Below are 25,687 nucleotides of genomic sequence, written 5' to 3' on the forward strand. Positions count from 1 at the left end.
TTCTGCTAGATTGGACTTTGGTAAAATATATGTTTATTGGAATAAAGATAGAAGGATTTCCGCACAATAAATGTTAGTGAGACATTCAATTAAGATAAATGATTTTGACTTTATCTCAATTATTTATAAAGCTTGCGGAGGTGGAATAAAAATGAAGAAAACCTTAATCATAGCTGCATTATTGCTCATCCTAGCGGGCTGCAGTACAAAGAAGGAGCTCTCAAACAATGTAAATGATTCATCCGTTAAAGTAAAAAATAGTTATATTGAAAATGTTGATCGAAAAACAGGGCAAGAAATCTCGAAACGATTGGTAAAACTTGCAACAAGTATTCCAAATGTTAAAGATGCAACTGCTGTCGTTTTAGGAAGATATGCGATTGTCGGAATTGATGTAAACGCAAAAATTGATCGTTCACAAGTAGGGTCCATTAAGTATTCAGTGGCTGAAAGTTTAAAAAAGGATCCGTATGGTGCCAAATCAGTAGTCGTAGCTGATGCGGATACAACACAGCGTTTGCGAGAGATTCAAGAGGATATTAATAAGGGAAGGCCAATCCAAGGGATTATGGAAGAACTTGCCGATGTAGCGGGTCGATTAATGCCCGAAATCCCTGGAGATATACTTACGCCAAGCCCTAAAAATGCCCCTGAAAAGCCAGATAAGAAGCTAAATTCTAACAATCAAAAGAAGCTGGAAAAAGAACAAGAAGACCAATCTAATCACTACAAATAGAAAAGCAAAAAGCTTAGGGTAATTCCTAAGCTTTTCTTATTGCATCCATTACTTGATTGTCTAACTTTTGGGCAGCATTTTTATCATAGGTTTTATCATATTGAACCTCTGTGACTATTTTTGAACCATAAAACATTACATCCCTTACAGCAGTAATGTCCACCTGGATTAGAGCAAGTTTTAGTGGAACATCCTGCAGTCTTTCCTCTTTTACCTGAGCGTTCCCGTGAATAGCATATGTAGATTCGTTCGCAATCAAATTAATAACCACTTGATTGTTTTTATGAATATTTTCGATGATCCTAGAGCGATTATCAACTGCAAAATAGATGGTACTTTCATCCTTTGCAAGCACCCAGGAAATCGAGCTGACATTAGGACCCCCTGTTTCATAATCAACTGTTGCCAATGTCACGAACCGCTCTTTTTGCAGTTCATCATATAAAGGCTTAATTAGCACTGGTTCTACTTGATTTGCCATTTTTCTACATCCCCTTAAATTAGTCCTTTGCTCTGTTTAAAGAAACAGATATCCTCATATTACTACTATCCCATTCTTTCATCAAATTTAACCAATTGATTACTTACAAACATTCTGCCATGATATACTAGAGGAAACATCGGTTATTAGAAATAGTTAAAGAGGTGTCTTATGAGAGTTAAATGTGTAATTTGCGATAAAATTGAAGCAATCGAGGATGAATCGTTTGTTGCTAAACGACTTCGCAATCGTCCCATCCATACATATATGTGTAAAGAGTGCAATTCAAGAATAACGGAAAAAACGAATGCCAGATTTGAAACAGGAAATTTTCGATTATTTCGTACTAAAACAGAGGAAGACGATTGGTAAAACGAAAAATTCCAGACCCTATGAGGTGAGTAAAAAAACCATCAGGCCAATTCCAACTGGAATGACTTGATGGTTTTTTATTATTCTTCGATAGGGTAGTTCTCATATTTTTCTGGTTCATGATTAATCTGCTGCAGCATGACTTCAATCAATTCCCGCGGAAAACGAGTTTTTTTCGTTTCTTCTCCTTGTTGATAGGAAACATAATACATGACTACATCTGTTGTTACCTCAATGTTTGAGAGGTTAAGATCCGCAAGCATTTCCTCAAAAAGGTGTAATGTATCTCGAGCTGCTGTATCATCAGGCCTTGCGTCGCATACAACCTTAATTGTAAGCCAATTATATAGTGTATCCTGTACGGATTTCATTTACCAAAACCCCCGTTATTTCGCTTCTGCCTGATGCTTTTTCGTCTGATGTAAGCGTATTTTATAGATAATTAATAACACGGCCGCACCTGCGAGTCCTTCAGCGATTGGCAATGCATAAGAAAAAATCAGCATCACAAAGCATCCAATCAAGAGACAAATATAAATAACAATGTTTTTCAAAAGAGGCAATTTTTTTGCAAAGCCTAACTTATAGACAATGGCCGCTAAAATAACAATATATACATACTGTAACCACACAGCGGTTTTTACATCTGTTAGTTCAATGAAAAATCTAAGGCTGGGAGAGAATCCTTCCATCTTCTTGCACCCCTTTTACTTAACTCTGTTCAGCATATTTTTTCTTTTTAGCAGCTCTTTCACGTTCATTTTTATCAAGAATTTTCTTACGAAGACGAATTGATTCCGGTGTAACCTCACAATATTCGTCATCATTTAAATATTCTAATGACTCTTCTAAGGTCATAATGCGCGGCTTTTTAATCACTGATGTTTGATCTTTGTTAGCTGAACGCACATTTGTTGCTTGTTTCATTTTAGTAATATTAACGGTGATGTCATTTTCACGGGTATTTTCACCCACGATCATCCCCTCGTAAATTTCAGTACCTGGTTCAACAAAAATAGTTCCACGGTCTTCCACTTGCATGATACCATATGTCGAAGCTTTTCCAGATTCCATTGAGACAAGCACACCTTGGTGTCGTCCACCAACTTGGCCTGGTAACATCGGCTGGTAGCTATCAAAGGTATGATTAATAATTCCATAACCACGAGTCATAGTTAAGAATTCGGTAGTGTAACCAATTAATCCACGTGCTGGCACATTAAAGATTAAACGAACTTGGCCGGTACCATTATTGATCATATCCAGCATTTCGCCTTTGCGGGCACCAATTGATTCCATTACAGAACCAGTATGCTCTTCAGGTACATCGATTTGGACTCTTTCCACTGGTTCACAACGTACACCATCAATTTCTTTAACAATAACTTCCGGTTTAGAAACTTGAAGTTCATAGCCTTCACGACGCATGTTTTCAATTAAGATTGATAAATGAAGTTCACCACGGCCAGAAACGATCCATGCATCAGGTGAATCTGTGTTATCCACTCGTAAACTTACATCTGTTTGCAATTGAGCACGTAATCTTTCTTCAATTTTCCTTGCAGTTAAATACTTACCTTCTCTACCTGCAAATGGACTGTTGTTAACAACAAATGTCATTTGTAATGTTGGTTCATCTATTCTTAGGATTGGCAGTGCTTCTTGATGTTCAACCGGGCAAACTGTTTCACCAACGTTGATATCTTCCATACCTGATACTGCAATTAAATCTCCCGCTACTGCTTCTTGGATTTCTTGACGCTTTAATCCAAAGAAACCGAAAATCTTGGTCACACGGAATTGTTTCACTGAACCATCTAATTTCATTAAGGCAACTTGTTGCCCCACCTTCATCGTACCGCGGAAAACACGGCCGATCCCGATTCTGCCAACATAATCGTTGTAATCAAGAAGTGCAACTTGAAATTGTAATGGTTCTTCACGATTATCAACTGGAGCAGGTATATATTCAACAATTGCATCATACAAGGATTGCATATTTTCATCTTGCTTCTCAGGGTTAGTACTTGCTGTACCATTAATCGCTGAAGCATAAATAACTGGGAATTCAAGTTGATCCTCATTTGCTTCAAGTTCAATAAATAAATCGATAACTTCATCGATTACTTCTGCAGGTCTTGCAAAGTCACGGTCAATTTTATTAACAACAACAATTGGAGTTAAATTCTGCTCTAATGCCTTTTTAAGAACAAAACGAGTTTGTGGCATACAGCCTTCATAGGCATCAACTACTAGCAATACCCCATCAACCATTTTCATAATCCGTTCCACTTCTCCGCCAAAGTCAGCGTGTCCTGGAGTATCCAAAATATTGATACGAGTATCTTTGTATTGAATCGCCGTGTTCTTCGCGAGGATGGTGATTCCACGCTCTCTTTCTAAGTCATTCGAATCCATAGCACGTTCTTCAACATGCTCGTTAGAACGAAATGTTCCAGATTGTTTCAACAATTGGTCTACCAATGTTGTTTTCCCGTGGTCAACGTGGGCAATGATCGCAATATTACGTATATCATTTCTTATATTCAAAAAATTCCACTCCTATATTCTAAAAATAAGTCTATTTGTAGTTTCCCATTCACAACTAAAACATTATACCACAATTAAAGTGGAAACCCCTAACCATTTTATTGTAGAATTAAAATTATACTAAAGCACTCAATTTTTGAACTAAAAAAGGGGTATCAAAAAATGAAAAACGTGAAGTGGTCATTACTCGTTTATGCCATCCTTGCAGCCGCGAGTATAATGGGGATTGGCATTGCAATTAGCGAAAAAAGCATAATCGGTGCACTTGGCTGTATCATTGCAATTATCGTAATTATGGGGATGGGCTTTAAAACAAAAAGAAAAATGCGTGAAAATGGAGAATTATAAAAAGAAGAAGCCTGCATTGGCTTCTTCTTTTTACCATCTTCCCTCTTTTAAGTAGTCCTTCAAAATTGATTGGTGCAATCCATGATTTGCAGTAAATAATGAATCCTGTGCAAGAAAATTCAGTTTTTCTCCCCTTAGATTTGTAACCACCCCGCCTAGTTCTTCAATAATTACTGCTCCTGCAGCAACATCCCAAGGCGATAAGCGCATCGAGAGGTATGCGTCAACCCTTCTTGTCGCAACAAACACCATTTCAAGGGCTGCCGAACCATATGACCTTGTTCCCCGTGAATCTTTCACTAGAGGTATCATTAAATTATGATCAATACGGTGATTTTCCATTACCCATGTTGCATTTAGTGCAATGATGGATTCCTTAACCAGTGTATCCTTGAGTGGTACCAGATTCTTTTGATTTAAATAGGCTCCATTTCCCTTTTTGGCATGATACAGTTCATCATGGACCACATCGTAAATGAGTCCAATTTTACCAATCCCATTCTCATATATCCCAAGAGAAATAGCAAAATTTCTTTGTTGGTGTATAAAATTCATCGTTCCATCGATTGGATCAATCATCCAAACCACACCATCAAGACTTTCAAGTGTGTCTCCAAACCCTTCTTCCCCCAATATTTTATGATCGGGATATACCGCTCTGATTTTACTAATAAAAAATTGCTCAATTTCTTTATCCATATTTGTAACCAAATCATTAGCATTTGACTTCGTTTGAATATTCAATGTTTCATCAAAAGATAATCTAATTCTAGCTCCAGCGTCATTAACCCATTCCTTTGCATGAGAATAAATTTGATCCCAGTTCATAACACTCCTCCAAACACATCTAATTAATTTCCTGTCTAGATTTCAATGTATGTAGTATGATGCATGATAAATTAAATAATGTACCTTTAGCTTAATCAAATTGTTAGAACACATCAACTTTTAAGAGGTACACGTACCACATCAAAAAGGACAATAATAAACGAACCCCCTTCATTTTTGCTGGAGTTCGTTTTGATAAGTTCAGAGTATATTCTATTTCTCTCCATCCTGCTTTATTTCTCCTTGGATAAAAAACATCATTAATTTATCAAAGTGCTTTTAATCGTAATAATTCTTGGCGGATTTTTTCTAATTTTTGTTTGCATTCTTTCATTTTTTTCTCATTCTTTTCTTCAATCGCTTCGAATAATGTAGCTAATTCATAATCCATTTCCAATCTTAATACTGCAGTCCTTTCCTTTTCGCTTGCTTTTTTTAGTGAGGTATTCATCAATTGTTTCACGTTTCTCCTCCCCTTCCTGGATTTGATTCATTTTTCAGATTATTTTTTTACTGTATAATATGAGTCAGGGAGATATGTTGCAACAAATATGTGCTCTAACCTAGAAAGCATCAAACTATAGGTCTCTCTGATTGTTATGCTACAATTAGAAACAAATGTTTATTTGGAGGTTTATATATGGGTTTTACAGGATTTACAAACGAAGATTTTGATGTTTTTTTAATAGATGGTTTAGAGGCAAGGATGGAGGCTTTGAAGGAAACGGTCCGACCTAAATTGGAAGAATTAGGAGATTATTTCGCCCCATTTATTTCTTCACATACGGATGATGAAATGTTTGTTCACGTGGCAAAACATGCCAGAAGGACCATTAATCCGCCTAAAGATACTTGGGTTGCATTCTCAAATAATCCTCGAGGTTATAAGATGCTTCCCCATTTTCAAATCGGCATGTGGAATACCCATTTGTTTATATGGTTTGCTGTTATTTATGAAGCACCTCAAAAAGAATTAATTGCTGAAAGATTTTCAAAAAAAATAGCAAAAATTTACAAAGATACACCAAAGGACTATGTTTGGTCAGTGGATCATACAAAGCCAGAAACCATTGCCCACAGTCATTTATCAAAGGAAGAACTTCGTTCGCTTTTTGACCGCCTGCATAACGTAAAAAAAGCAGAATTATTATGTGGTTATACAATTGAAAGAGAAAGAGTCATTCAATTAGGTTCTGATCAATTAATTCAGCAAATTGAGGGTGTTTTTGAGAAAGTTGCCACTTTATATCGAATTTCACAAAATAGAAAGTAAGAAAAAAATCAGATCCTGCACAATAGGTGCAGGATCTGATTTTTTCTATTTCATTTTAATTCTATCCCCGGAGGCTGCATCTTTTACTTTTTTTATAGTTCGATAAGAAGAATAGCCACTCATTTCTTCAAATTCATTACAAATTGTCTTTTCTTCGGCTTTGCTGGGAACGATTTCTTTAAAGCGGCGATATGCCTTCAATACCACATCGCGGTCAATTCCCTGTTCATATGCCTTTTCAATTGTTTCAAAAAATGCAATTACATCCACAATTTCTTCTGTACTCCAATGATGGTCAATAGGATATTGGTATTCCATAATTTCACCTTCTTACTAATTCAACTAAACAGAATCATATACTTATTTTCCCCATTTTGCACGAATTTGTTCAGCATCATGTATCATTCGATGAAATAATTCTTCAACTGTAGGGACATCTTTTATTAAACCCATCACTTGCCCTGCCCATGCAAAACCATTATCAGGTACACCATCATAAATATAGCGTTGGTTTGCAGTTCCACTAATGTAATCTTTTAAATCATCATATCCCCCATTGTTTTTTTCAATTTCTAGAATTTTTTCTGTCCAACTATTAGCTAATGCTCTAGCCGGAGCACCGATAGTCCTTTTAATCACCACTGTGCCAGTTTCATTGCCTTCCACTAAGGTATTCTTATATAGTTCATTGGCATGAACACATTCTTTTGTTGCAATGAATCTTGTACCCATTTCAATACCCTCTGCACCTAAACTAAGGGCAGCCATTAGTCCACGTCCATCACCTATTCCCCCTGAAGCAATAACAGGTATAGAAACAGCATCTACCACTTGAGGCACTAGTACCATTGTACCTACATCATCTCGGCCAAGGTGGCCCCCACCTTCCTGCCCCACAACCATAACAGCATCTGCACCAAGTTCCTCTGCCTTAACTGCCTGTCTTCTGGCCGCAACAAGGACAAGTGTTTTTATCTGTGTACCATTTAATTGCTCAAATATGGGTGCAGGATTTCCTCCTGTCATTGAAACAACCGGAACCTTTTCATCAATAGCCACTTGTAGAAAATCGGCAAATGGTCTGCCATGCTGTCCAATCGCAAAGTTCACCCCAAAAGGATTGTTTGTTAGTTGTCTTACTTTACGTATTTCCGCTCGAAGTTGTTCAGGTTCAGCTAATGACATGGCAGTGATCTGCCCAAGACCACCTGCGTTAGAAACAGCTGAAGCTAATTCAGAATAGGCTAAATAGGCTAAACCCCCTTGAATTATCGGATAACGTATGTTTAATAATTGAGTCACACGTGTTTTCCATTCCAATTTAAACCCTCCTAAAAACTTTCTACTTGTTATTTCGTTACTTTAGGGTAATTTTCCTGTGTTAAAGGGAAACTATCGTAAACTGGATAAGGAATAACATAAATTTCTTTGCAATGAATGGGAATAATGCTATAATTCCTTTGTTTATTATTGAAATTCGACATAATTAGAGTATTTTTTACAAAGAGGTGTGTTTATAAATTGTCTCAAAATCAAACACCGTTATTTAGCGGTTTATTAGAACATGCAAAGAAGAATCCAATTCAGTTTCATATTCCTGGTCATAAAAAAGGCGCTGGGATTGACCCTGAATTTCGTAACTTTATCGGGGATAACGCCCTGTCTATCGACTTAATAAATATTGGTCCGCTAGACGATTTACATCAGCCAAAAGGGATTATCAAACAAGCGCAAGATTTAGCAGCCGAAGCCTTTGGTGCAGATAGAACATTCTTTTCTGTACAAGGCACAAGCGGAGCGATAATTGCGATGATTATGGCTGTTTGTGGTCCAGATGATAAAATTATCGTACCTAGAAATGTTCATAAATCTATCATGTCTGCGATTGTTTTCTCAGGCGCTATTCCAGTGTTTATCCAGCCCGAAATTGATAAGGAACTAGGTATATCTCATGGAATCACTCCCGATGCCGTGGCAAGAGCTCTTAAACAGCATCCAGATGCGAAAGCAGTATTAGTTATCAACCCAACTTATTTTGGTATTTCCGGGGATTTGAAAAAGATTGTTGAAATTGCACACTCTTATGATATCCCTGTCTTAGTTGATGAAGCCCATGGGGTGCATATTCATTTTCATGAAGAACTTCCACTCTCTGCAATGCAGGCAGGTGCAGATATGGCAGCTACCAGCGTTCATAAACTAGGTGGTTCGATGACTCAAAGTTCGATTCTCAATGTAAAAGAAGGCCTCGTTTCTGCCAAACATGTCCAATCCATATTAAGTATGCTTACTACCACCTCTACCTCGTATTTATTGCTTGCTTCACTCGATGTTGCACGTAAGCAATTAGCTACTAAGGGAAGGGACTTAATTAATAATACAATTAAAGTAGCACAATCGATTCGAATAAGAGTTAATGAAATCGAAAATCTACATTGTATTGGTGAAGAAATCTTAGGATCAAAAGCTACCTTTGATTACGATCCAACTAAATTAATTATTTCAGTAAAAGAATTAGGATTAACTGGTTATGATGTAGAAAAATGGCTAAGAGAAAAACATAATATTGAAGTGGAACTTTCCGATTTATATAATATTCTTTGTATTATCACACTTGGAGACACAGAAACTGAAGCTGACTTACTAGTAAATGCTCTCAAGGAATTAGCGGACATATGCCAGCACAGTACCGATAGAATTGAGCCTGTAGAAGTTCTACTACCTGAAATCCCAGTGCTTGCATTAACACCTAGAGATGCATTTTATGCGGAAACAGAAGTTATTCCTTTTGAAGAATCAGAAGGAAGAATTATTGCAGAATTTGTGATGGTTTATCCACCAGGTATCCCAATTTTTATCCCAGGTGAAATTATTACAAAGGAAAACCTCCATTACATCCGGAAAAACCTCGAAGCGGGCCTTCCTGTACAAGGACCGGAGGATGATGAGCTCAAATCACTTCTTGTGATTAAAGAGTATAAAGCAATAAAATAGAACAAAAATACAGGATTCCATTTAGGAATCCTGTTTTATTTTTATTAGCTATTATTTATCTTCCTCTGTATGATGAGCCTCGCAACAATTGCACTTAGAATAAAGCACCGTTACTTTTTCATCTTCAAAATGATCAATAGTAGAATTACATGTTTGGCATACTAAAGTACCCATTTGCTCAATCCCCTTTTCATTAATGAATGTCATTAAAGCGAATTATTTATATATCCTTAAACACATAATAATATATCACATTATAAATTTCAAACCTAAATTGTATATCACATTTAAAAAATGTTCATAAAAAAAAGGCCTAAACAGGCCTTCCTTTTTGAATTATTACTCATATTGGGTGATAAATGGGATGGATGGGAGTGTTTCTCTGAAGAAGTCAGCTAAATCTTCGGCCTGCTGTTGGTCTGGTATACGGAATATAGTTTGAAGGTAATCAATATCTTCAATATCTTTGGGGTCAAGGAGAGTGGATCGGCCTGTTTGCATGCAAACAACTAACGGCTTCCCAAAAAACATGTTGGTATAAATAATTCCAAAATCATAACGAGTACTTTCCGTGGTAAATCCAATAAATCTCACTTTTGAATATTCATGCTCATCATAGAGCTTCTCAAAAATTCCCATAAGTTCCTCCTTCTTTTAGAATTTAATATTTAGAATATTATTATAATTCAAATTTTAACAAGAAACAAGAAACTTGTACAATTATTTCATGCGGCAGTTGTCATAAGATTTTATTCAGTGCTAGAATAGAGATGGTTAATATTAACTGACTAGTGGGGGGGAATGATGATGGCTGTTAACGCATACATTAAGCTAGTGCCTTCATCTGCTAAACAAAATGTAACTATTGAGGAAGTAAAAGATTTATTTCACGAGTATAAAAAAAATACAACAAAAACAGGAAACCAAATAGGATGGGAATACGGAGAGTCAGCCTTCCCATATGAAATGAAAGAAACAACAGAGGCCAAAGGAAAATGGTTCTATTTACGCTCAAATGATGAACGCTACTATGCTATTTTAGTTGGAATTGATCAGGAAACGATTCGTAATGAAGACGGTCAGGAATTTGAACAAACATACATACAAGTCACTTTACCTGATCAATCTACTTACGGTGATAAAGGAAAAGCCAATGAATTTTGTAAGTACCTTGCGAAAAAACTGCAAGGGGAACTCCATCTATTCAATGAACGTATCATGTATTATTATCCACGAAAATAAAAAAGCTCCTTGAGGGGCTTTTTTATTGCATAAACATTTCCATGGTATAGTGAATCGAAGTGTATATAACGAGACTTAAGGTAGTGATAAATAGAGTTTTACGCGCTGATTTGGTTACATGATTTCCAATTAAAAAGGCTAGATAAAAAAACACAAAAAACATGATGACTTTATATATAAGTTGGTCATGCTTTGACAACCATTCAATAAATGTATAACCGCTCCAAATGATAAATTGTAATATCACGACAATATAGACCCTCATATTTATCACCACTCTTAATACATTCAAAATTGATATTAGAATGCTGTTTCTTTTAAGTATATGTTCTAAAAACGAGAGATATATTTTGTTTTTATGATACCAGAGATATTTTTACACCTCAGTACAAATCAATTCATCTTAAATAGAAAAAGCCCTTTCCGCTATTTAGCGAAAAGGACTTTTTTGTTTCTAAATTATTTCATAATATGGATTGGGCTTCCTAATGCAACTTCTGCCGCTTCCATTGTGATTTCTCCAAGTGTTGGATGTGCATGGATGGTCATAGCAAGATCTTCAGCAGTCATTCCTGCTTCAATCGCTAGGCCTAATTCTGCAATCATATCTGATGCGCTTGTTCCAGCAATCTGTGCCCCAATTACAAGTCCATCTTCTTTCCGAGTAATTAGTTTCAAGAATCCATCACCACTGTCTAATGATAACGCACGACCATTAGCAGCAAATGGGAACTTAGCTGCATTCACAGCAAGTCCTTCTTCTTTTGCTTGCGCTTCAGTATAACCAACAGATGCTAATTCAGGTTCAGAGAATACAACAGCAGGAATACCTAAATAATCAATTTCAGACGTGTGACCAGCAATTGCCTCAGCAGCAATTTTCGCTTCATATGATGCTTTATGTGCCAATTGAGGACCAGCAACAACATCACCAATAGCATAGATATTGCTAAGGTTCGTGCGACATTGTTTGTCAATCTCAATCAAACCACGGTCAGATAACTTAACACCCACTTGTTCTAATCCCATTTCATCAGTGTTAGGGCGTCTTCCAACCATTACAAACACATAATCTGCTTCGATTTTCTTTTCTTCGCCTTTTGTTTCGAACGTTACAACAACGCCGTTTTCAGTTTCTTCAACGCCCTTAGCAAATGCTTTTGTAAAGAATTCTGCACCTTTTTTCTTCATGCTTTTCTTTACAAGAGCAGCCATTTGCTTGTCAAAAACACCAAGACCGAGTATTTCTTCCGCACCTTCTAAAATGGTAACCTGGCTGCCAAAGTTTGCATAAGCACCACCTAGTTCAATTCCGATTACTCCACCGCCGATAACAACGATTTTTTCAGGGATTTCATTTAAGTTAAGTGCACCTGTAGAATTCAGAACACGTTTTGAATATTTAAAGGCTGGGAGCTCGATAGGACGAGAACCAGTTGCAATAATTGCATTTTTAAAGGTATAAGTCTGTGCTGAATCTTCATTGATTACACGTAATGTATTGGCATCAACAAAATAGGCCTCACCACGAGCAATGTTTACTTTATTACCTTTTAATAAACCTTCGACACCACCTGTTAACTTTTTAACGATGCCTGCCTTAAATTCTTGAACTTTTGTAAAATCCACTTTTACATTTTCTGCGGTAATTCCAAAAGTATCCGAATGCATGGCTGTTTCGTAACGGTGTCCTGCCGAAATTAACGCTTTCGATGGAATACAACCGACATTTAAACAAACGCCGCCTACATATTCTTTTTCAACAATTGTCACCTTTTGTCCAAGCTGTGCTGCACGAATAGCTGCAACATATCCTCCTGGACCAGCTCCGATGACTATAGTATCTGTTTCAATTGGGAAATCTCCAACGACCATTATATTACGCCTCCATTAACAATAGTTCTGGATCGTTCAACAAACGTTTAATATGATTTAATGCATTTTGTGCTGTTGCTCCATCGATCATACGGTGGTCAAAGCTTAAAGATAAAGCTAATACTGGTGCCGCAACAATTTCACCATTTTTAACGATTGGTTTTTCTGCAATACGGCCAACACCCAAGATGGCAACTTCAGGGTGATTAATTACTGGAGTAAACCATTGACCGCCCGCTGAACCAATGTTGGAAATCGTACATGAAGCACCTTTCATTTCATTAGGAGCAAGTTTTCCGTCCCGTGCTTTTCCAGCTAATTCATTGATTTCGTTAGAAATTGTGAAAACTGACTTACGGTCTGCATCTTTTACAACTGGTACAAGTAAGCCTTTTTCTGTGTCAGCTGCAATTCCAATATTATAATAATGCTTATGAATAATTTCACTTGTTGCATCATCTAGTGATGTGTTTAATGCAGGGAATTCACGTAATGCACTTGTTAATGCTTTAACGATGTATGGTAAGAATGTAAGCTTAATGCCTTTGGCTGCAGCTACCTCTTTAAACTTCTTACGGTGTGAAACAAGTTTAGTTACATCCACTTCATCCATAAGTGTTACGTGTGGTGCAGTGTGCTTAGAGTTAACCATGGCCTTAGCAATTGCCTTCCGAATACCACTCATCTTCTCGCGTGTTTCTGGGTATTCACCTTGTGGAATAGCAGCGGCTGCTTTTGGTGCTTCCACTTCAGCTGTTTCAGTTACCGCAGCTGCATTAGTAGCTGCCTGTGGCGAAGGTGCTGCTCCACCGCTGACAAAAGCATCGATATCAGTCTTTAAAATTCGGCCAAGATTTCCTGTACCAGGAACTAACTGGATATTTATTCCTTTTTCACGAGCGTATTTACGAACAGACGGCATTGCTACAATTCGACGATTTGGATCTACTTCAACTTGCGGTGCCACTGCTACTGCTGCTGGTTGTGGTGCTGCATCTTGTTTAACCTCTGGCGCAGGGGCTGCTGCCGCTGGCTTCTCTTCTTGTTTCGGTTCATCAGCATGTTCATCGCCTTTAAATTGAAGGTTTTCGTAACCAGGAGCATCAAAGGTTACTAAAACTTGTCCAACTGTTGCGACAGTTCCTTCGCCAACTAATACATCAACTACTGTTCCTTCAACAGGGGAAGGGATTTCTACTACAGCTTTATCATTTTGAATCTCACAAAGTACATCATCTTCTTGAACTTTGTCACCTGGTTTTACGAACCATTTAACAATTTCGCCTTCATGTATACCTTCACCGATGTCAGGCATTTTAAATTGAAATGACACTAGGATTCATCCTCCTAAATTACATGTTTTTTTGAGCAACATAACTATAGAAATATTAGTGTACGATTAAATAAGTTAATTAAAAGGTTAAAACTTTTTTAGCTGTTGCAATGACATCTTTATAATTCGGAAGCCAAACAGCTTCTGCTTGTGGGAAAGGAAAAACTGTATCTGGAGCAGCCACACGTAAAACTGGTGCTTCCAAACTTAAAATTGCACGGTCATTTATTTCAGCAACAACATTTGCTGCAATACCAGCTTGTTTTTGTGCTTCTTGAACAACAATCGCACGGCCTGTTTTTTCAACGGATGCAATAATTGTCTCAATATCAATCGGGCTTACAGTCCGTAAGTCAATTACTTCCGCAGAAAAACCTTCTTTTTCTAACTCTTCTGCAGCTTTCAAAGACTCATGTACCATTGCACCATAGGTAACAATTGTAACATCTGTACCTTCATGTTTAACTTCAGCTTTTCCTAGTGGAATTGTATATGACTCTTCAGGAACTTCTTGACGGAAAGAACGGTATAACTTCATATGCTCAAGGAAAACAACTGTATCATTGTCACGGATAGATGAAATGAGCAGCCCCTTAGCATCATACGGAGTTGACGGAATAACAACCTTTACTCCTGGTGTCTGAGCCATAAGTCCTTCTAAACTGTCAGCGTGCATATCAGGAGTATGTACCCCTCCACCAAATGGCGAACGGAACGTTACTGGCGCACTAGTCTTTCCACCTGAACGAAAACGTTGGCGGGCTAACTGACCAGCAATGGAATCCATTACCTCAAATACGAATCCAAAGAATTGAATTTCGGGAACTGGGCGGAATCCTTGTAAACTTAGACCTACTGCTAAGCCGCCGATTCCTGATTCAGCGAGTGGAGTATCAAATACACGATCTTCGCCAAATTCCTGTTGCAACCCTTCGGTTGCACGGAATACACCACCGTTTACACCAACGTCTTCACCGAATACTAAAACATTGGGATCGTTGCGTAATTCCGAACGTAATGCATCTGTAATTGCTTGAATCATTGTCATTTGAGCCATGGCTTACTTCGACTCCTTTTCTTTATATATTTCATATTGTTCTTTTAAGTTTTGAGGCATTTCTTCATACATAATAGACATTAAGTCAGTAACCTTTTGTTTAGGTGCAGCATCAGCTAATTTAATTGCTTCTTTAATGTCTTCTTTCGCTTGTTCGATTACTTCATTTTCCTTTTCTTCTGACCAAAGACCTTTGTTCTCAAGGAATTTACGGAAACGAACTAATGGATCTTTCTTTTCCCATTCATTGTCAAGATCTGCTGTACGATAACGAGTTGGATCATCACCAGCCATAGTATGTGGACCATATCTGTATGTTAAAGTTTCAATGAATGTTGGACCTTCACCATTAATTGCTCGCTCGCGTGCTTCACGGACAGCAGCATAAACAGCAAGTGGATCCATACCATCAACTTGAATTCCTGGAATTCCAGCTGCAACAGCTTTTTGAGCAAGAGTTTTGGCAGCAGATTGCTTTTCAACAGGAGTTGAAATAGCGAATCGGTTATTTTGAGCAATGAAGATGGCTGGGGCTTTATAGGCACCTGCAAAGTTCATTCCTTCATAGAAATCCCCTTGTGATGTACCTCCATCACCGGTATAAGTAATGGCTACTGCCTTTGTTCCACGCTTTTTAAAACCAAGAGCAACACCGGCAGTTTGGACATATTGGGCACCAATGATTATTTGAGGATGAAGAACATTTACTCCGTCCGGAATTTGCATACCTTGGAAATGTCCTCTTGACCATAAAAATGCTTGAGATAACGGTAAGCCATGCCAAACAATTTGAGGAACATCACGATATCCAGGTAAAATAAAATCTTCTTTTTCTAATGCAAACTGTGAAGCTAATTGAGAAGCTTCTTGCCCTGCAGTTGGAGCATAGAAACCTAATCTTCCTTGACGATTTAAAGAAATAGAACGCTGGTCAAGAATTCGTGTATAGACCATGCGACGCATTAATTCTTGTAGTTGTTCATCGCTTAAGTCTGGCATCGCCGCTTCGTTAACGACTTCACCAGATTCATTTAGAATTTGAAGTGTTTGAAATTGTTCTTCAACAACTTCTAGTGTTTTCTTCGCATCAAGCTTAGCGTTTTGAGTTTTAGAAACCATTTAGGTCACCTCTTCCTTTCAATTCAGGAGCTAAATTTTTGAAAATATTATCCACTAAGTTAGATTACCCAAAACCTAAAGAATAAAAGCAGATAATAAGTCCTATCCATTTTATACTTTGTATTGGATAAACCCGTGATATTACATAGAATTTTGGTTATCTTAGTTCTTCACATACTAATAAATAGTTTTTCACAGAAAAGATAAGATAAAACAAATTTTCTTTTACCTCACAATTATTTTATTCTGTACCACTATTTTATGTAACATCATTGATACAATTAATGAACTCCTTTACAAGTTTACCTCATTAGTTTTTACACGTCAAATAGTATGTATTAATATTTTTCAACACTAACATGTTGCTAATTAATTGTTTATTATTCCTTCTGTATCATTAGATTTCAAAATCTGTTATATATATATTTTCTTTTTTTGCAGTTGTTATAATATAAAAAAATCGGCATGATTTGCCGATTATTTTTATTAAATACTATTTAGTTACTTGAATTAAGTCCTGCCTGCTTATAAAATGACAACTTTTTGTCATTGTATTGTTCTGTCAGCATATTAAATTTTTCATTTGCATTAGAAATCCTTTTATATGTTTCATTGAGTTTATTTACTTGGGCTTCAAGATCATCAAGTGGGAGGTTTTTATTTTTAAACATTTCGTATAATGCTTTATCATTTTTAAGGGCTTCATTATATTCAGTGAATAACTCTTCATGCGCTTCATATCTTTTCATCATCGTCTTATACATTTCATTAGCTAATTTCGTAAGGCTTGGATCTTCAAATTTATCCTTTATTTTTTCAGCTTTTGAAAATTCCTTTTCTGAGAGCTTGATACTGTTTGTTTCCTTATCCATAAGTTCTTTTCTTTGATCTGCTAATAAAAGGGCTTCATCTGAAAGCTTAACGATTTGATCATATTCTTTCATGCCAAGTTCAATAATTTGGTCATAAATCGCTTTTTCCTTTTTTTCAAGTTCAAAAAGCGGATTCTGTTGTTCCTCGAATACCTTTTCTGCCGTTACGACTTTTTCTAACACGGTATACATTTTTTCTTCAGGTGTTTTTTCTTTTGTACATCCTGCAAAAATCACTGCCAAAACCAATATAAAAAAAATAAAACCAGAATTTTTTATAAATGACATGTTTTAAACCTCCTGCTTATTCCATATTCTACTATATCGACACTTGGTTTGTTTGACAATAACAAGTTTGTGAAAAGGATTCATCAGGAGGGCTTTAATCAATTGTTAACTTTTTATTAATTGTCTGATAGACTAATTATTATCAATAATTCAGTTAGAGTACAGGAGTGAGTGTTTCATGATAACGATGGGTGATATCATACGAGATGGCCATCCTTCCCTTAGAAAAGTGGCAGCAGAAGTATCCATGCCGCCTTCTGAAGAGGATAAACAAATACTAAGCAGCTTATTAGAATATGTCGTTAATAGCCAAAATCCTGAAATGTCTATACAATACGGCCTGCGCCCTGGAATCGGTTTAGCCGCCCCACAAATCAATGTCTTAAAACGAATGATTGCTGTCCATTTAATGGATGAGACAGGGACTCTTTATAGTTATGCGCTATTTAATCCAAAAATTATTAGCCATTCTGTTGAAAAATCCTATTTGAACTCAGGCGAAGGCTGCCTGTCCGTTGATAGAGCGATTCCTGGCTACGTCCCGAGATATGCAAGAATCACGGTAAAGGGAACAACTCTAAACGGTGAAGAAGTGAAACTTCGTTTAAAAGGACTTCCTGCTATTTGTTTTCAACACGAAATTGATCATTTAAATGGGATTATGTTTTATGATTATATTAATCATGAAGATCCATTAAGACCGATCGAAGGTGCCATTGCAATCGAGCGGTAAATCGCCATATTTGAAGTTGTAAAAACATAAAAGAACTGGCCCAAGGGTCGGTTCTTTTTTAGCTGGATTTTATATTGTCAATCTAATTCCATGTTTAACCATGATTGAATCAGCATTTTCTTCATATAATAAAGTAAAAATACTCTTATTTTAAAAAAACTCCAATAATCTGCCATAGCTTACTTTACATTGGACAAGGTTCGTATAAAATAGGAGATAAGGAGATGATCCACTATGTTAAAGAAGCTTAGAAAGAAGCTCTTAAAACAGTGGAATGATTTACTTCGAAAAAAATCTATTGCATAATTCCATTGCCTAAATTTATTTAGGGCCCTTCAAACTTGCGAAGGGCTCCTTCATTATTGTAAATTGTAAAAACAACGATTCTTTTTACATACTTTTCATACAAGACTAATGTTTTCCAAAGAAAATAAATGAAAAAGATGAAAATGTTTTATATAATAGAAAAAGCTATGTCCCAAGTTAGGAGCGATATTGTAATGATATTTAAAGTATATTATCAGGAAAGCATCACAGAAGTACCTGTCAGAGAGAATACAAAAACCCTTTTTATTGAAGGTGAATCAGTAAGAGACGTCCGTTCAAAAATTGCTGACCGTGGCTATAATGTTGAATCCGTTCAAGAAGTTAAGGGAGCACACCTTAGTTATGAACAACAAAATGAAGACTATAACGTATTGGAGAAATGATAATTTATGAAATTTGTTAAGAATGATCAAACTGCAGTTTTTGCCCTGGGTGGATTAGGCGAAATTGGCAAAAACACATATGCAGTTCAGTTCCAGGATGAAATAATTTTAATTGATGCCGGCATAAAATTTCCAGAGGACGAGCTATTAGGCATTGATTATGTTATTCCGGATTATACCTATCTGGTTAAAAATCAAGAAAAAATAAAAGGTTTATTTATTACTCATGGACACGAGGACCACATTGGTGGTATTCCCTATTTATTACGTGAAGTCAATGTTCCAATTTATGGAGGCAAACTGGCTCTTGGATTAATTAAAAATAAACTTGAAGAACACGGCTTATTAAGAAATGCAAAGCTGATTGATATAAAAGAAGACGATGTCATTAAGTTCCGCAAAACATCGGTTACTTTTTTCCGCACCACTCATAGTATTCCTGATTCTTATGGAATTGTTGTTAAAACACCACCAGGTCAAATTGTTCATACTGGTGATTTTAAATTTGATTTTACTCCTGTCGGTGAACCAGCTAATTTAACTAAAATGGCCGAAATAGGTAAGGAAGGCGTACTTTGTTTACTCTCAGACAGTACGAATAGTGAAATACCTGAATTTACGATGTCAGAACGCCGCGTAGGCGACAGTATTAACGATATTTTCCGTAAAGTGGATGGCCGAATTATATTTGCTACCTTTGCATCGAATATTCACCGATTGCAGCAAGTAGTAGAGGCTGCCGTGGTATATGGAAGGAAAGTTGCCGTTTTTGGACGCAGCATGGAAGCTGCCATAAATATTGGACTTGAGTTAGGGTATATTAATGCACCTAAAGAGACCTTTATTGAAGCAAATCAAATTAATCGACTGCCTGCTGATAAAGTTACCATCCTTTGTACTGGAAGTCAGGGCGAGGCAATGGCTGCCCTATCAAGAATTGCAAATGGTACACACAGACAAATTCAAATCATTCCCGGAGATACCGTTGTATTTTCATCTTCACCAATTCCTGGGAACACAATTAGCGTGAGCAGAACTATTAATATGCTCTACAGAGCAGGTGCTGAAGTCATTCACGGAAAACTCAGCAATATTCATACCTCTGGTCACGGTGGACAGGAAGAACAAAAGCTTATGCTTCGCTTAATCAGACCGAAGTTCTTTATGCCTATTCATGGTGAATATCGTATGCAAAGAATGCATGCTAAGATTGCCGTTGATTGTGGCGTACAAGAAGAAAACTGTTTTATCATGGATAATGGTGAAGTATTAGCACTTTCCGAGGATACAGCACAAGTTGCAGGAAAGATCCCATCTGGTTCCGTTTATATTGATGGCAGCGGAGTAGGCGACATCGGAAATATCGTTTTACGTGACCGTAGGATCCTCTCAGAAGAGGGGTTAGTGGTTGTGGTGGTAAGTATTAATATGAAAGAATTTAAAATTGCATCAGGACCAGATTTAATTTCACGTGGATTTGTTTATATGCGAGAATCAGGCGATTTAATCAATGACGCACAAAACCTCATCACCAAACACTTAAATAGGGTAATGGAAAGAAAGACAAGCCAATGGTCAGAAATTAAAAACGAAATTACCGATACATTAGCTCCTTTCCTGTACGAAAAAACAAAACGCAGACCAATGATCTTACCAATCATAATGGAAGTATAAATAATAAAAGAAGCGGAAGCACCTGTAGGGGCGCTTCCGCTTTTCTTTATTGTCTAGCTCCAGCGCCTAGGCGCCTCCGCTTTTCTTATTCCAATACCTTTTTTTCAAATCGATCGATATCCTGGTCTGTTCCGATTACAATTAACACATCATTAGCGTGAAAGGTTTCTTTCGCTTGTGGAGAAACAATAATCTCTTCTCCTCTTTTAATAGCAACAATATTCAAACCATATCTCTTCCGAATGTCCAAATCCATAATCGTATGACCACTAAGTCTTCCATTCGCGACAATTTCAACAATACTGTGTTCATCTGAAAGTTCAAGATAGTCAACAACGTTACTAGAGGCCATATTGTTTGCTATACGTCTTCCCATATCTCTTTCTGGATGAACAACACTGTCTGCTCCAATTTTACGAAGGACTTTTTCATGGTAATCATTCTGAGCCTTTACTGTAATACGTACGACACCTAATTCTTTAAGAATAAGGGTTGTTAGTATGCTTGATTGAATATCATCGCCAATAGCAACGATTACATGATCAAAGTTCCGGATCCCTAAGCTTTTTAAAACGGCTTCGTCTGTTGTATCACCTACAACTGCATGGGAAGCAATCATAGCATATTCATTGACACGTTCCTCATTTTTATCAATTGCCAGTACTTCCATCCCCTCATCGGTCAGTGTACGGCAAATACTTCCACCGAATCGGCCCAGCCCAATGACTGCAAAGCTCATTTTCATAGTATTACCCCTCTGCATCAAACATTCTTACTATGATCCATTTTAGCATTATTCATTAAAGATATATAGTATGGTACTTCTATTTACTCCGGTCTGTTTTTCTTCTTCCTATAAAAGAAAACGAAAAGAAATCCTAATAATAATAAAATAGCTATGATAGGGATATTGCCAATAATCAATACAACTAAACTTGATAAGCCAGCCAACAACAAATTGATACTTTTCATAAATTGTTTTTTTGTTTTTTCCCAAGTATTTAACTTGTCTTTATCGATAGTTGGAATAACTACGCTTTTTTCATATAAAGTGATGTTAACCGTCGAAAGGGATGTTTGATTTTCTAAGAATTTCATCTTTCCTTCAATGGCCTCGATTTCCTCTTGAACAACTGCTAAATCAGCAGAAATTTTCAATAAATCTTCTGTCTTTACAGCACTTTTCATGAATGCTGTTAACCGCTCTTCCACTACCCTTTTTGATTTTAATCTTGATTCAAGATCAACATATTCCTCCGTTACATCCTGCCCCGTAATGCTTCTATGCAGAACCTCAGCAGCTTGGCTCTCTGCATCATGTAAAAAAGCTTGAAAGTTTTTTTGTGGTATTCTTATTCTAATGCTGCCACTTACTTGCTCCTTCCCCTCTTTGTACACATTGGACTCAGTAATATAGCCACCATATTTGATTACTTTCTCTTCAAGAGTTCGGACCGTTTTATCGAATTTTTTTACACGTAGTTCGAGATCCGCTTGATAAATGACCATTTGGTTTTGAATTTTTATATTATTGGGTTCAGTTGGTTTTTCCGCCTTTCCCGATTCACCTGAATAAAAGTCTGCTTGCTCGCTACTTCCAGATTGAGCTTTATTTAAAGCCACATCATTACTTTGAGACATTTTTTCACTTTTTTCCTCACTGCCCGCACTGCAACCAGCAATCCAAACTAATAAGATAATAAATAGGATAGGTAACCTTCGTATTCTATTTTTCATCTTCAAACACCCCTTTAATTCTTATTGTTATGGCATGTATAAATATTTACTTATAAATACCGACGAGTAAAAGGCTGCAAGGTTACAGTCATATAAAAAAGCTGCCCGTTGAATTACAACGGGCAGCTTTTCAATGGTTATTATTCTGTTTTTTCCAATTCATCCAAGACACGGTTTACACGTTTCTCGAGCATTTTCATGCCGCTTCCACCTGCTTGGAAATGACGGAGCTTCCCTTCACGGTCAAAGACATAATACGCAGGGACATATTGATTTTCGAACGCTTCTGTTAACTTATGTTCACTGTCTACAAAAATCGGTTGATTGATACCATGTTCTGCGGCTACTTGTTTAATTTCCTCTATATTCAAATCGTTTTCAGAACGCGGCATATGAACAGCAACCACATTTAATTTGTCCTTAAAATCATCACGAAATTGGTTGACTTGAGGCATTGCTTCTTTACATAGATGGCAGCTGACCGACCAAAAATGGATTAATGTTGGTTTTTCACCGATAAGGTCAGACTTTGTTACTTCACCATTTAACCATTCAACAGCCCCAGTTAATTCTGGCATTGGTTCACGTAATTTCATGTGGTATCCCCCTATTAAAAAGACCTAACACTATAATAGGTTAGGTCAATCTATTTTCTACAAATTATACATTCAATGTAGCTTGTCCAGGCTTCCAGTTAGCTGGGCAAAGACCACCAGTTTGTAATGCTTGAAGTACACGAAGAGTTTCATCAACATCACGGCCGATATTGTTGTGGTTCACAACAGAATACATTAATTCACCTTCAGGGCTGATAATGAATAATCCGCGTAATGCGATCCCTTCTTCTTCAATTAGAACACCATAGTCACGAGCTACAACATGGTTAGTATCAGCTGCTAATGCGTAGTTTAAATCACCAAGACCATTTTCTTTACGGTCTGTTTTGATCCAAGCAAGGTGAGTATGAATAGTATCAGTAGATGCACCAATAACAACTGCATCTAAATCATCAAACTCTTCATAGCGGTCTGATAAAGCTGTGATTTCAGTTGGACAAACAAATGTAAAGTCCATTGGATAGAAGAATAATACAGTCCACTTATCGTTTTTCATGTTTTCTTCTAGACTTACTTTACCAAATTCTTTATTTGGCAATACTGCATCCATTTCAAAACGTGGTGCTTGTTTACCTACCATACGTTCAGGCATTCAAATCCCTCCAAATATTAAGTGGTTATAGCAATTCTCATTTGCTATCCTTTATCACAATACTAATTATAGGGTAGAACTTATTTCGAGTCAATATTAAATTATAATCAATTTAATTAAATAATTATTATTAATTATAACCCTATTTCCCCTCCATAAGTTTACCCTATTTACTTCAGAATAAAACGACGATATGTAACAATTTCCCTTTTAATTCTCTTTTATTTTATCATGATTGCGAATCAGAATAAAATAATCAGCCTGCTTATCTATTCCCCAGATGAGAAAAATAAGATCTAATAACTTTAATTGCTACACCTATTGCTTCTTCCTGTGGATTTAACTTTGCATGGTGCAATCCATATGGTGATTCTACACCAAGCCAAAACATAAGCCCGGGGATTTCTTTTAACATATAACCAAAGTCTTCACCTGTCATCGCTTCCTTACACTCAATGACATCTACATTGGTTTCTCCTCCAATATATTGCATAAAGTCTCTTGTGATCGACTCCGTGTTATATACTTGATGATACATCGAACCATAATCGATTGAGGCTTCACATTCAAAGCCTGCTTCGATTCCTTTAACAATTGCTTCAATGCGATGTTTAACCTTTTTCATTGATTCAGCTGAAAGCGATCTAATCGTTCCTTCAAGTCTTGCATTTTCAGCAATAATGTTTTGAACTGTGCCTCCAGTAATTTTCCCTATGGTTATAACAGCACTATCTAATGGGTCAACATTTCTCGAAACAATGGTTTGGAGCTGATTGACCAATGAACATGCGGCAACAACCATATCATTCGTTTCGTGCGGTCTTGCTGCATGCCCCCCCTTGCCCTTTAGATCAATAAACAATTCAGAGGTATTTGCAAATAATAACCCTTCCTTCAATGCTATTGAACCAACGGGATACTCTGGTGCAATATGTAAGGCAAAAATCAAGTCTGGCTTCCATTTTTGCATTTCTTCTGATTTTAACATTGGTTCTGCTCCGCCAGGTCCTTCCTCGGCCGGTTGGAAAACAAATAAAAGGTCGTCTTTAATTGGATTCTCTGTGAAATAAGTAAGTACCCCAAGAGCAATGCTCATGTGAAAATCATGGCCACAAGCATGCATCTTGTCATTATGTGTAGATGAAAAGGGTAAGTTTGTATCTTCACTTATAGGTAATCCATCAATATCAGTTCTATAACCAATTGTTTTATGAGGATCGATACCGTGGATCTTAACAAACAAACCAGTCTTCCATTTCTTTATGGTCATACGGTCTTGAGGCAAAGATTCAAGGTAATTTAACAAGTATGCCTGTGTTTTAAACTCTTGGAATCCTAGTTCTGGAATTTGATGAAGGTCACGGCGGATTTTGATAAAATGATTCATTTAATTACCTTTCCCCCCTATAAAAGAAGCGTGGAAAGAATCCACGCTTCCACTTTTATTATCTAACCCTAGTACCTCTAGGCAATTCCGCTTTTATAGTTGTCGAAGTTCTTGCATAATTTCAGTTTTCGATTTTGTTTTTTCATCGATGTCTTTTATTTTCCTAGCAGGCATACCAGCTACAACTGTGTACGGCGCTACATCTTGAGTAACTACTGCACCAGCAGCAACTACTGAACCTTGTCCAACTGTTACTCCCTCAAGGACGACGGCATTTGCACCAATAAGAACGTCATCTTCAATTACAACTGGCTTAGCAGATGGTGGTTCGATTACTCCCGCTAATACTGTTCCAGCTCCAATATGACAATTCTTTCCAACTGTCGCTCTGCCGCCAAGGACAACACCCATATCAATCATGGATTTTTCGCCAATCACAGCACCAATATTGATAACAGACCCCATCATAATTACTGCATTATCCCCAATCTCTACTTGATCACGGATAACGACTCCTGGCTCGATTCGCGCATTAATATGTTTCATATCTAATAAAGGGATTGCAGAATTACGGCGGTCATTTTCAACTACATAATCTTCAATATTTGCTTTATTCGCTTCTAATATTTCATTAATATCAGACCACTCACCAAAAAGAACACCAGTATTCCCATTAATAAAAGTTTTTGTATCATTACCAAAATCAATACCCTCTAATTGACCTTTTACATAAACCTTTACTGGTGTAGATTTTTTGCTATTTTGAATAAAAGAAATAATTTCATTTGCATCCATCATTTTCATTAGTAGGCCCCCTATTGTTGTCGTTACTAAAAATTACTTTATCAAACAAAAGAACTGAAAACAAG

The 25,687-nt window shown here is 36.8% G+C and carries 30 protein-coding genes; 9 read left to right on the forward strand and 21 right to left on the reverse strand.

Going from position 1 to position 25,687, the window contains the following annotated elements; translation table 11 throughout:
• Window positions 1–151: 151 nt before the first annotated feature.
• Window positions 152–736 (forward strand): YhcN/YlaJ family sporulation lipoprotein, encoded by a 585-nt coding sequence (locus tag M3610_RS02100; protein ID WP_251456226.1) that lies wholly within the window; start codon window positions 152–154, stop codon window positions 734–736.
• Between the two features lie 25 nt (window positions 737–761).
• On the opposite strand, the gene M3610_RS02105 is transcribed toward M3610_RS02100, so the two are convergent.
• A complete protein-coding gene (locus M3610_RS02105) occupies window positions 762–1,217 on the reverse strand; it encodes a pyridoxamine 5'-phosphate oxidase family protein (RefSeq protein ID WP_251456227.1) in 456 nt (151 codons plus the stop codon).
• 171 nt (window positions 1,218–1,388) lie between these two features.
• Between M3610_RS02105 and M3610_RS02110 the strand changes: the two genes are divergently transcribed.
• Window positions 1,389–1,589: a YlaI family protein gene (locus tag M3610_RS02110; protein WP_251456228.1), complete on the forward strand. Its 201-nt coding sequence runs from the start codon at window positions 1,389–1,391 to the stop codon at window positions 1,587–1,589.
• An 80-nt stretch (window positions 1,590–1,669) separates the two neighbouring features.
• Here M3610_RS02110 and M3610_RS02115 read toward each other — a convergent pair whose 3' ends face one another.
• The 3 genes from M3610_RS02115 to typA are packed head-to-tail and all read right to left on the reverse strand — an operon-like array spanning window position 1,670 to window position 4,139.
• The gene (locus M3610_RS02115) at window positions 1,670–1,960 is read right to left on the reverse strand and encodes a hypothetical protein (RefSeq protein ID WP_251456230.1); all 291 of its coding nucleotides are present in this window, start codon (window positions 1,958–1,960) and stop codon (window positions 1,670–1,672) included.
• Window positions 1,961–1,975: 15 nt separating this feature from the next.
• A complete protein-coding gene (locus M3610_RS02120; protein WP_098572627.1) occupies window positions 1,976–2,281 on the reverse strand; it encodes a YlaH-like family protein in 306 nt (101 codons plus the stop codon).
• A 19-nt stretch (window positions 2,282–2,300) separates the two neighbouring features.
• Complete coding sequence (gene typA, locus M3610_RS02125) at window positions 2,301–4,139, reverse strand: translational GTPase TypA (RefSeq protein ID WP_098572626.1); 1,839 nt, start codon at window positions 4,137–4,139, stop codon at window positions 2,301–2,303.
• A 162-nt stretch (window positions 4,140–4,301) separates the two neighbouring features.
• Here typA and M3610_RS02130 point away from each other — a divergent pair, with 162 nt between their 5' ends.
• Window positions 4,302–4,487: a YlaF family protein gene (locus tag M3610_RS02130; protein ID WP_098572625.1), complete on the forward strand. Its 186-nt coding sequence runs from the start codon at window positions 4,302–4,304 to the stop codon at window positions 4,485–4,487.
• 30 nt (window positions 4,488–4,517) lie between these two features.
• Here the strand turns inward: M3610_RS02130 and M3610_RS02135 are convergent, their stop codons facing one another.
• Together M3610_RS02135 and M3610_RS02140 are read right to left on the reverse strand one after the other, a co-directional pair.
• The gene (locus M3610_RS02135; RefSeq protein WP_251456232.1) at window positions 4,518–5,315 is read right to left on the reverse strand and encodes an inositol monophosphatase family protein; all 798 of its coding nucleotides are present in this window, start codon (window positions 5,313–5,315) and stop codon (window positions 4,518–4,520) included.
• A gap of 268 nt (window positions 5,316–5,583) precedes the next feature.
• Window positions 5,584–5,778: a hypothetical protein gene (locus tag M3610_RS02140; RefSeq protein WP_098572623.1), complete on the reverse strand. Its 195-nt coding sequence runs from the start codon at window positions 5,776–5,778 to the stop codon at window positions 5,584–5,586.
• A gap of 177 nt (window positions 5,779–5,955) precedes the next feature.
• Between M3610_RS02140 and M3610_RS02145 the strand changes: the two genes are divergently transcribed.
• Window positions 5,956–6,588, forward strand: a complete 633-nt coding sequence (locus tag M3610_RS02145) for a YktB family protein (protein ID WP_251456234.1) — start codon at window positions 5,956–5,958, stop codon at window positions 6,586–6,588.
• Window positions 6,589–6,633: 45 nt separating this feature from the next.
• Here the strand turns inward: M3610_RS02145 and M3610_RS02150 are convergent, their stop codons facing one another.
• Both M3610_RS02150 and M3610_RS02155 read right to left on the reverse strand, forming a co-directional pair.
• Entirely contained in the window at window positions 6,634–6,906 is a 273-nt protein-coding gene (locus M3610_RS02150) for a UPF0223 family protein (RefSeq protein WP_098572609.1), read from the reverse strand.
• 42 nt (window positions 6,907–6,948) lie between these two features.
• Window positions 6,949–7,908, reverse strand: a complete 960-nt coding sequence (locus tag M3610_RS02155) for an NAD(P)H-dependent flavin oxidoreductase (protein ID WP_098572608.1) — start codon at window positions 7,906–7,908, stop codon at window positions 6,949–6,951.
• Window positions 7,909–8,109: 201 nt separating this feature from the next.
• On the opposite strand from M3610_RS02155, the gene M3610_RS02160 reads away from it, so the two are divergent.
• Window positions 8,110–9,582 (forward strand): aminotransferase class I/II-fold pyridoxal phosphate-dependent enzyme, encoded by a 1,473-nt coding sequence (locus tag M3610_RS02160; RefSeq protein WP_251456237.1) that lies wholly within the window; start codon window positions 8,110–8,112, stop codon window positions 9,580–9,582.
• Between the two features lie 51 nt (window positions 9,583–9,633).
• Here the strand turns inward: M3610_RS02160 and M3610_RS02165 are convergent, their stop codons facing one another.
• Both M3610_RS02165 and M3610_RS02170 read right to left on the reverse strand, forming a co-directional pair.
• On the reverse strand, window positions 9,634–9,756 hold the full coding sequence (locus M3610_RS02165; protein WP_098572606.1) for a GapA-binding peptide SR1P: 123 nt from the start codon (window positions 9,754–9,756) through the stop codon (window positions 9,634–9,636).
• Between the two features lie 165 nt (window positions 9,757–9,921).
• Entirely contained in the window at window positions 9,922–10,221 is a 300-nt protein-coding gene (locus tag M3610_RS02170; RefSeq protein ID WP_251456239.1) for a DUF3055 domain-containing protein, read from the reverse strand.
• A gap of 168 nt (window positions 10,222–10,389) precedes the next feature.
• Between M3610_RS02170 and M3610_RS02175 the strand changes: the two genes are divergently transcribed.
• The gene (locus tag M3610_RS02175) at window positions 10,390–10,824 is read left to right on the forward strand and encodes a DUF1885 family protein (RefSeq protein ID WP_180230029.1); all 435 of its coding nucleotides are present in this window, start codon (window positions 10,390–10,392) and stop codon (window positions 10,822–10,824) included.
• Between the two features lie 459 nt (window positions 10,825–11,283).
• Here the strand turns inward: M3610_RS02175 and lpdA are convergent, their stop codons facing one another.
• The 5 genes from lpdA to M3610_RS02205 all read right to left on the reverse strand — a co-directional run bounded on the left by lpdA (window position 11,284) and on the right by M3610_RS02205 (window position 17,368).
• Window positions 11,284–12,699 (reverse strand): dihydrolipoyl dehydrogenase, encoded by a 1,416-nt coding sequence (gene lpdA, locus M3610_RS02185; protein WP_098572602.1) that lies wholly within the window; start codon window positions 12,697–12,699, stop codon window positions 11,284–11,286.
• A gap of 4 nt (window positions 12,700–12,703) precedes the next feature.
• Window positions 12,704–14,032, reverse strand: a complete 1,329-nt coding sequence (locus M3610_RS02190) for a dihydrolipoamide acetyltransferase family protein (protein ID WP_251456245.1) — start codon at window positions 14,030–14,032, stop codon at window positions 12,704–12,706.
• Between the two features lie 79 nt (window positions 14,033–14,111).
• The gene (locus M3610_RS02195; protein WP_251456246.1) at window positions 14,112–15,089 is read right to left on the reverse strand and encodes an alpha-ketoacid dehydrogenase subunit beta; all 978 of its coding nucleotides are present in this window, start codon (window positions 15,087–15,089) and stop codon (window positions 14,112–14,114) included.
• Window positions 15,090–15,092: 3 nt separating this feature from the next.
• Window positions 15,093–16,208, reverse strand: coding sequence for a pyruvate dehydrogenase (acetyl-transferring) E1 component subunit alpha (pdhA, locus tag M3610_RS02200; protein ID WP_251456248.1), 1,116 nt, complete (start codon window positions 16,206–16,208; stop codon window positions 15,093–15,095).
• Between the two features lie 497 nt (window positions 16,209–16,705).
• Entirely contained in the window at window positions 16,706–17,368 is a 663-nt protein-coding gene (locus M3610_RS02205; RefSeq protein WP_251456250.1) for a YkyA family protein, read from the reverse strand.
• Window positions 17,369–17,546: 178 nt separating this feature from the next.
• Between M3610_RS02205 and def the strand changes: the two genes are divergently transcribed.
• The 3 genes from def to rnjA all read left to right on the forward strand — a co-directional run bounded on the left by def (window position 17,547) and on the right by rnjA (window position 20,485).
• Complete coding sequence (gene def, locus M3610_RS02210) at window positions 17,547–18,101, forward strand: peptide deformylase (protein WP_251456252.1); 555 nt, start codon at window positions 17,547–17,549, stop codon at window positions 18,099–18,101.
• Between the two features lie 500 nt (window positions 18,102–18,601).
• Entirely contained in the window at window positions 18,602–18,811 is a 210-nt protein-coding gene (locus M3610_RS02215; protein ID WP_098572596.1) for a DNA-dependent RNA polymerase subunit epsilon, read from the forward strand.
• 6 nt (window positions 18,812–18,817) lie between these two features.
• A complete protein-coding gene (rnjA, locus tag M3610_RS02220; protein ID WP_251456255.1) occupies window positions 18,818–20,485 on the forward strand; it encodes a ribonuclease J1 in 1,668 nt (555 codons plus the stop codon).
• An 85-nt stretch (window positions 20,486–20,570) separates the two neighbouring features.
• Here rnjA and M3610_RS02225 read toward each other — a convergent pair whose 3' ends face one another.
• The 6 genes from M3610_RS02225 to dapD form a co-directional block, all read right to left on the reverse strand.
• A complete protein-coding gene (locus M3610_RS02225; protein WP_098572594.1) occupies window positions 20,571–21,230 on the reverse strand; it encodes a potassium channel family protein in 660 nt (219 codons plus the stop codon).
• Between the two features lie 83 nt (window positions 21,231–21,313).
• Window positions 21,314–22,222, reverse strand: coding sequence for a DUF4349 domain-containing protein (locus tag M3610_RS02230; protein WP_251456257.1), 909 nt, complete (start codon window positions 22,220–22,222; stop codon window positions 21,314–21,316).
• Between the two features lie 140 nt (window positions 22,223–22,362).
• On the reverse strand, window positions 22,363–22,818 hold the full coding sequence (locus M3610_RS02235; RefSeq protein WP_098572592.1) for a TlpA family protein disulfide reductase: 456 nt from the start codon (window positions 22,816–22,818) through the stop codon (window positions 22,363–22,365).
• A 64-nt stretch (window positions 22,819–22,882) separates the two neighbouring features.
• The gene (locus M3610_RS02240) at window positions 22,883–23,431 is read right to left on the reverse strand and encodes a peroxiredoxin (RefSeq protein ID WP_098572591.1); all 549 of its coding nucleotides are present in this window, start codon (window positions 23,429–23,431) and stop codon (window positions 22,883–22,885) included.
• A 265-nt stretch (window positions 23,432–23,696) separates the two neighbouring features.
• Window positions 23,697–24,818 (reverse strand): N-acetyldiaminopimelate deacetylase, encoded by a 1,122-nt coding sequence (locus M3610_RS02245; RefSeq protein ID WP_251456259.1) that lies wholly within the window; start codon window positions 24,816–24,818, stop codon window positions 23,697–23,699.
• 93 nt (window positions 24,819–24,911) lie between these two features.
• Window positions 24,912–25,622, reverse strand: coding sequence for a 2,3,4,5-tetrahydropyridine-2,6-dicarboxylate N-acetyltransferase (gene dapD / locus M3610_RS02250; RefSeq protein WP_098572589.1), 711 nt, complete (start codon window positions 25,620–25,622; stop codon window positions 24,912–24,914).
• Between the last annotated feature and the right edge of the window lie 65 nt (window positions 25,623–25,687).

The organism is Neobacillus sp. MER 74 (genome assembly GCF_023714155.1).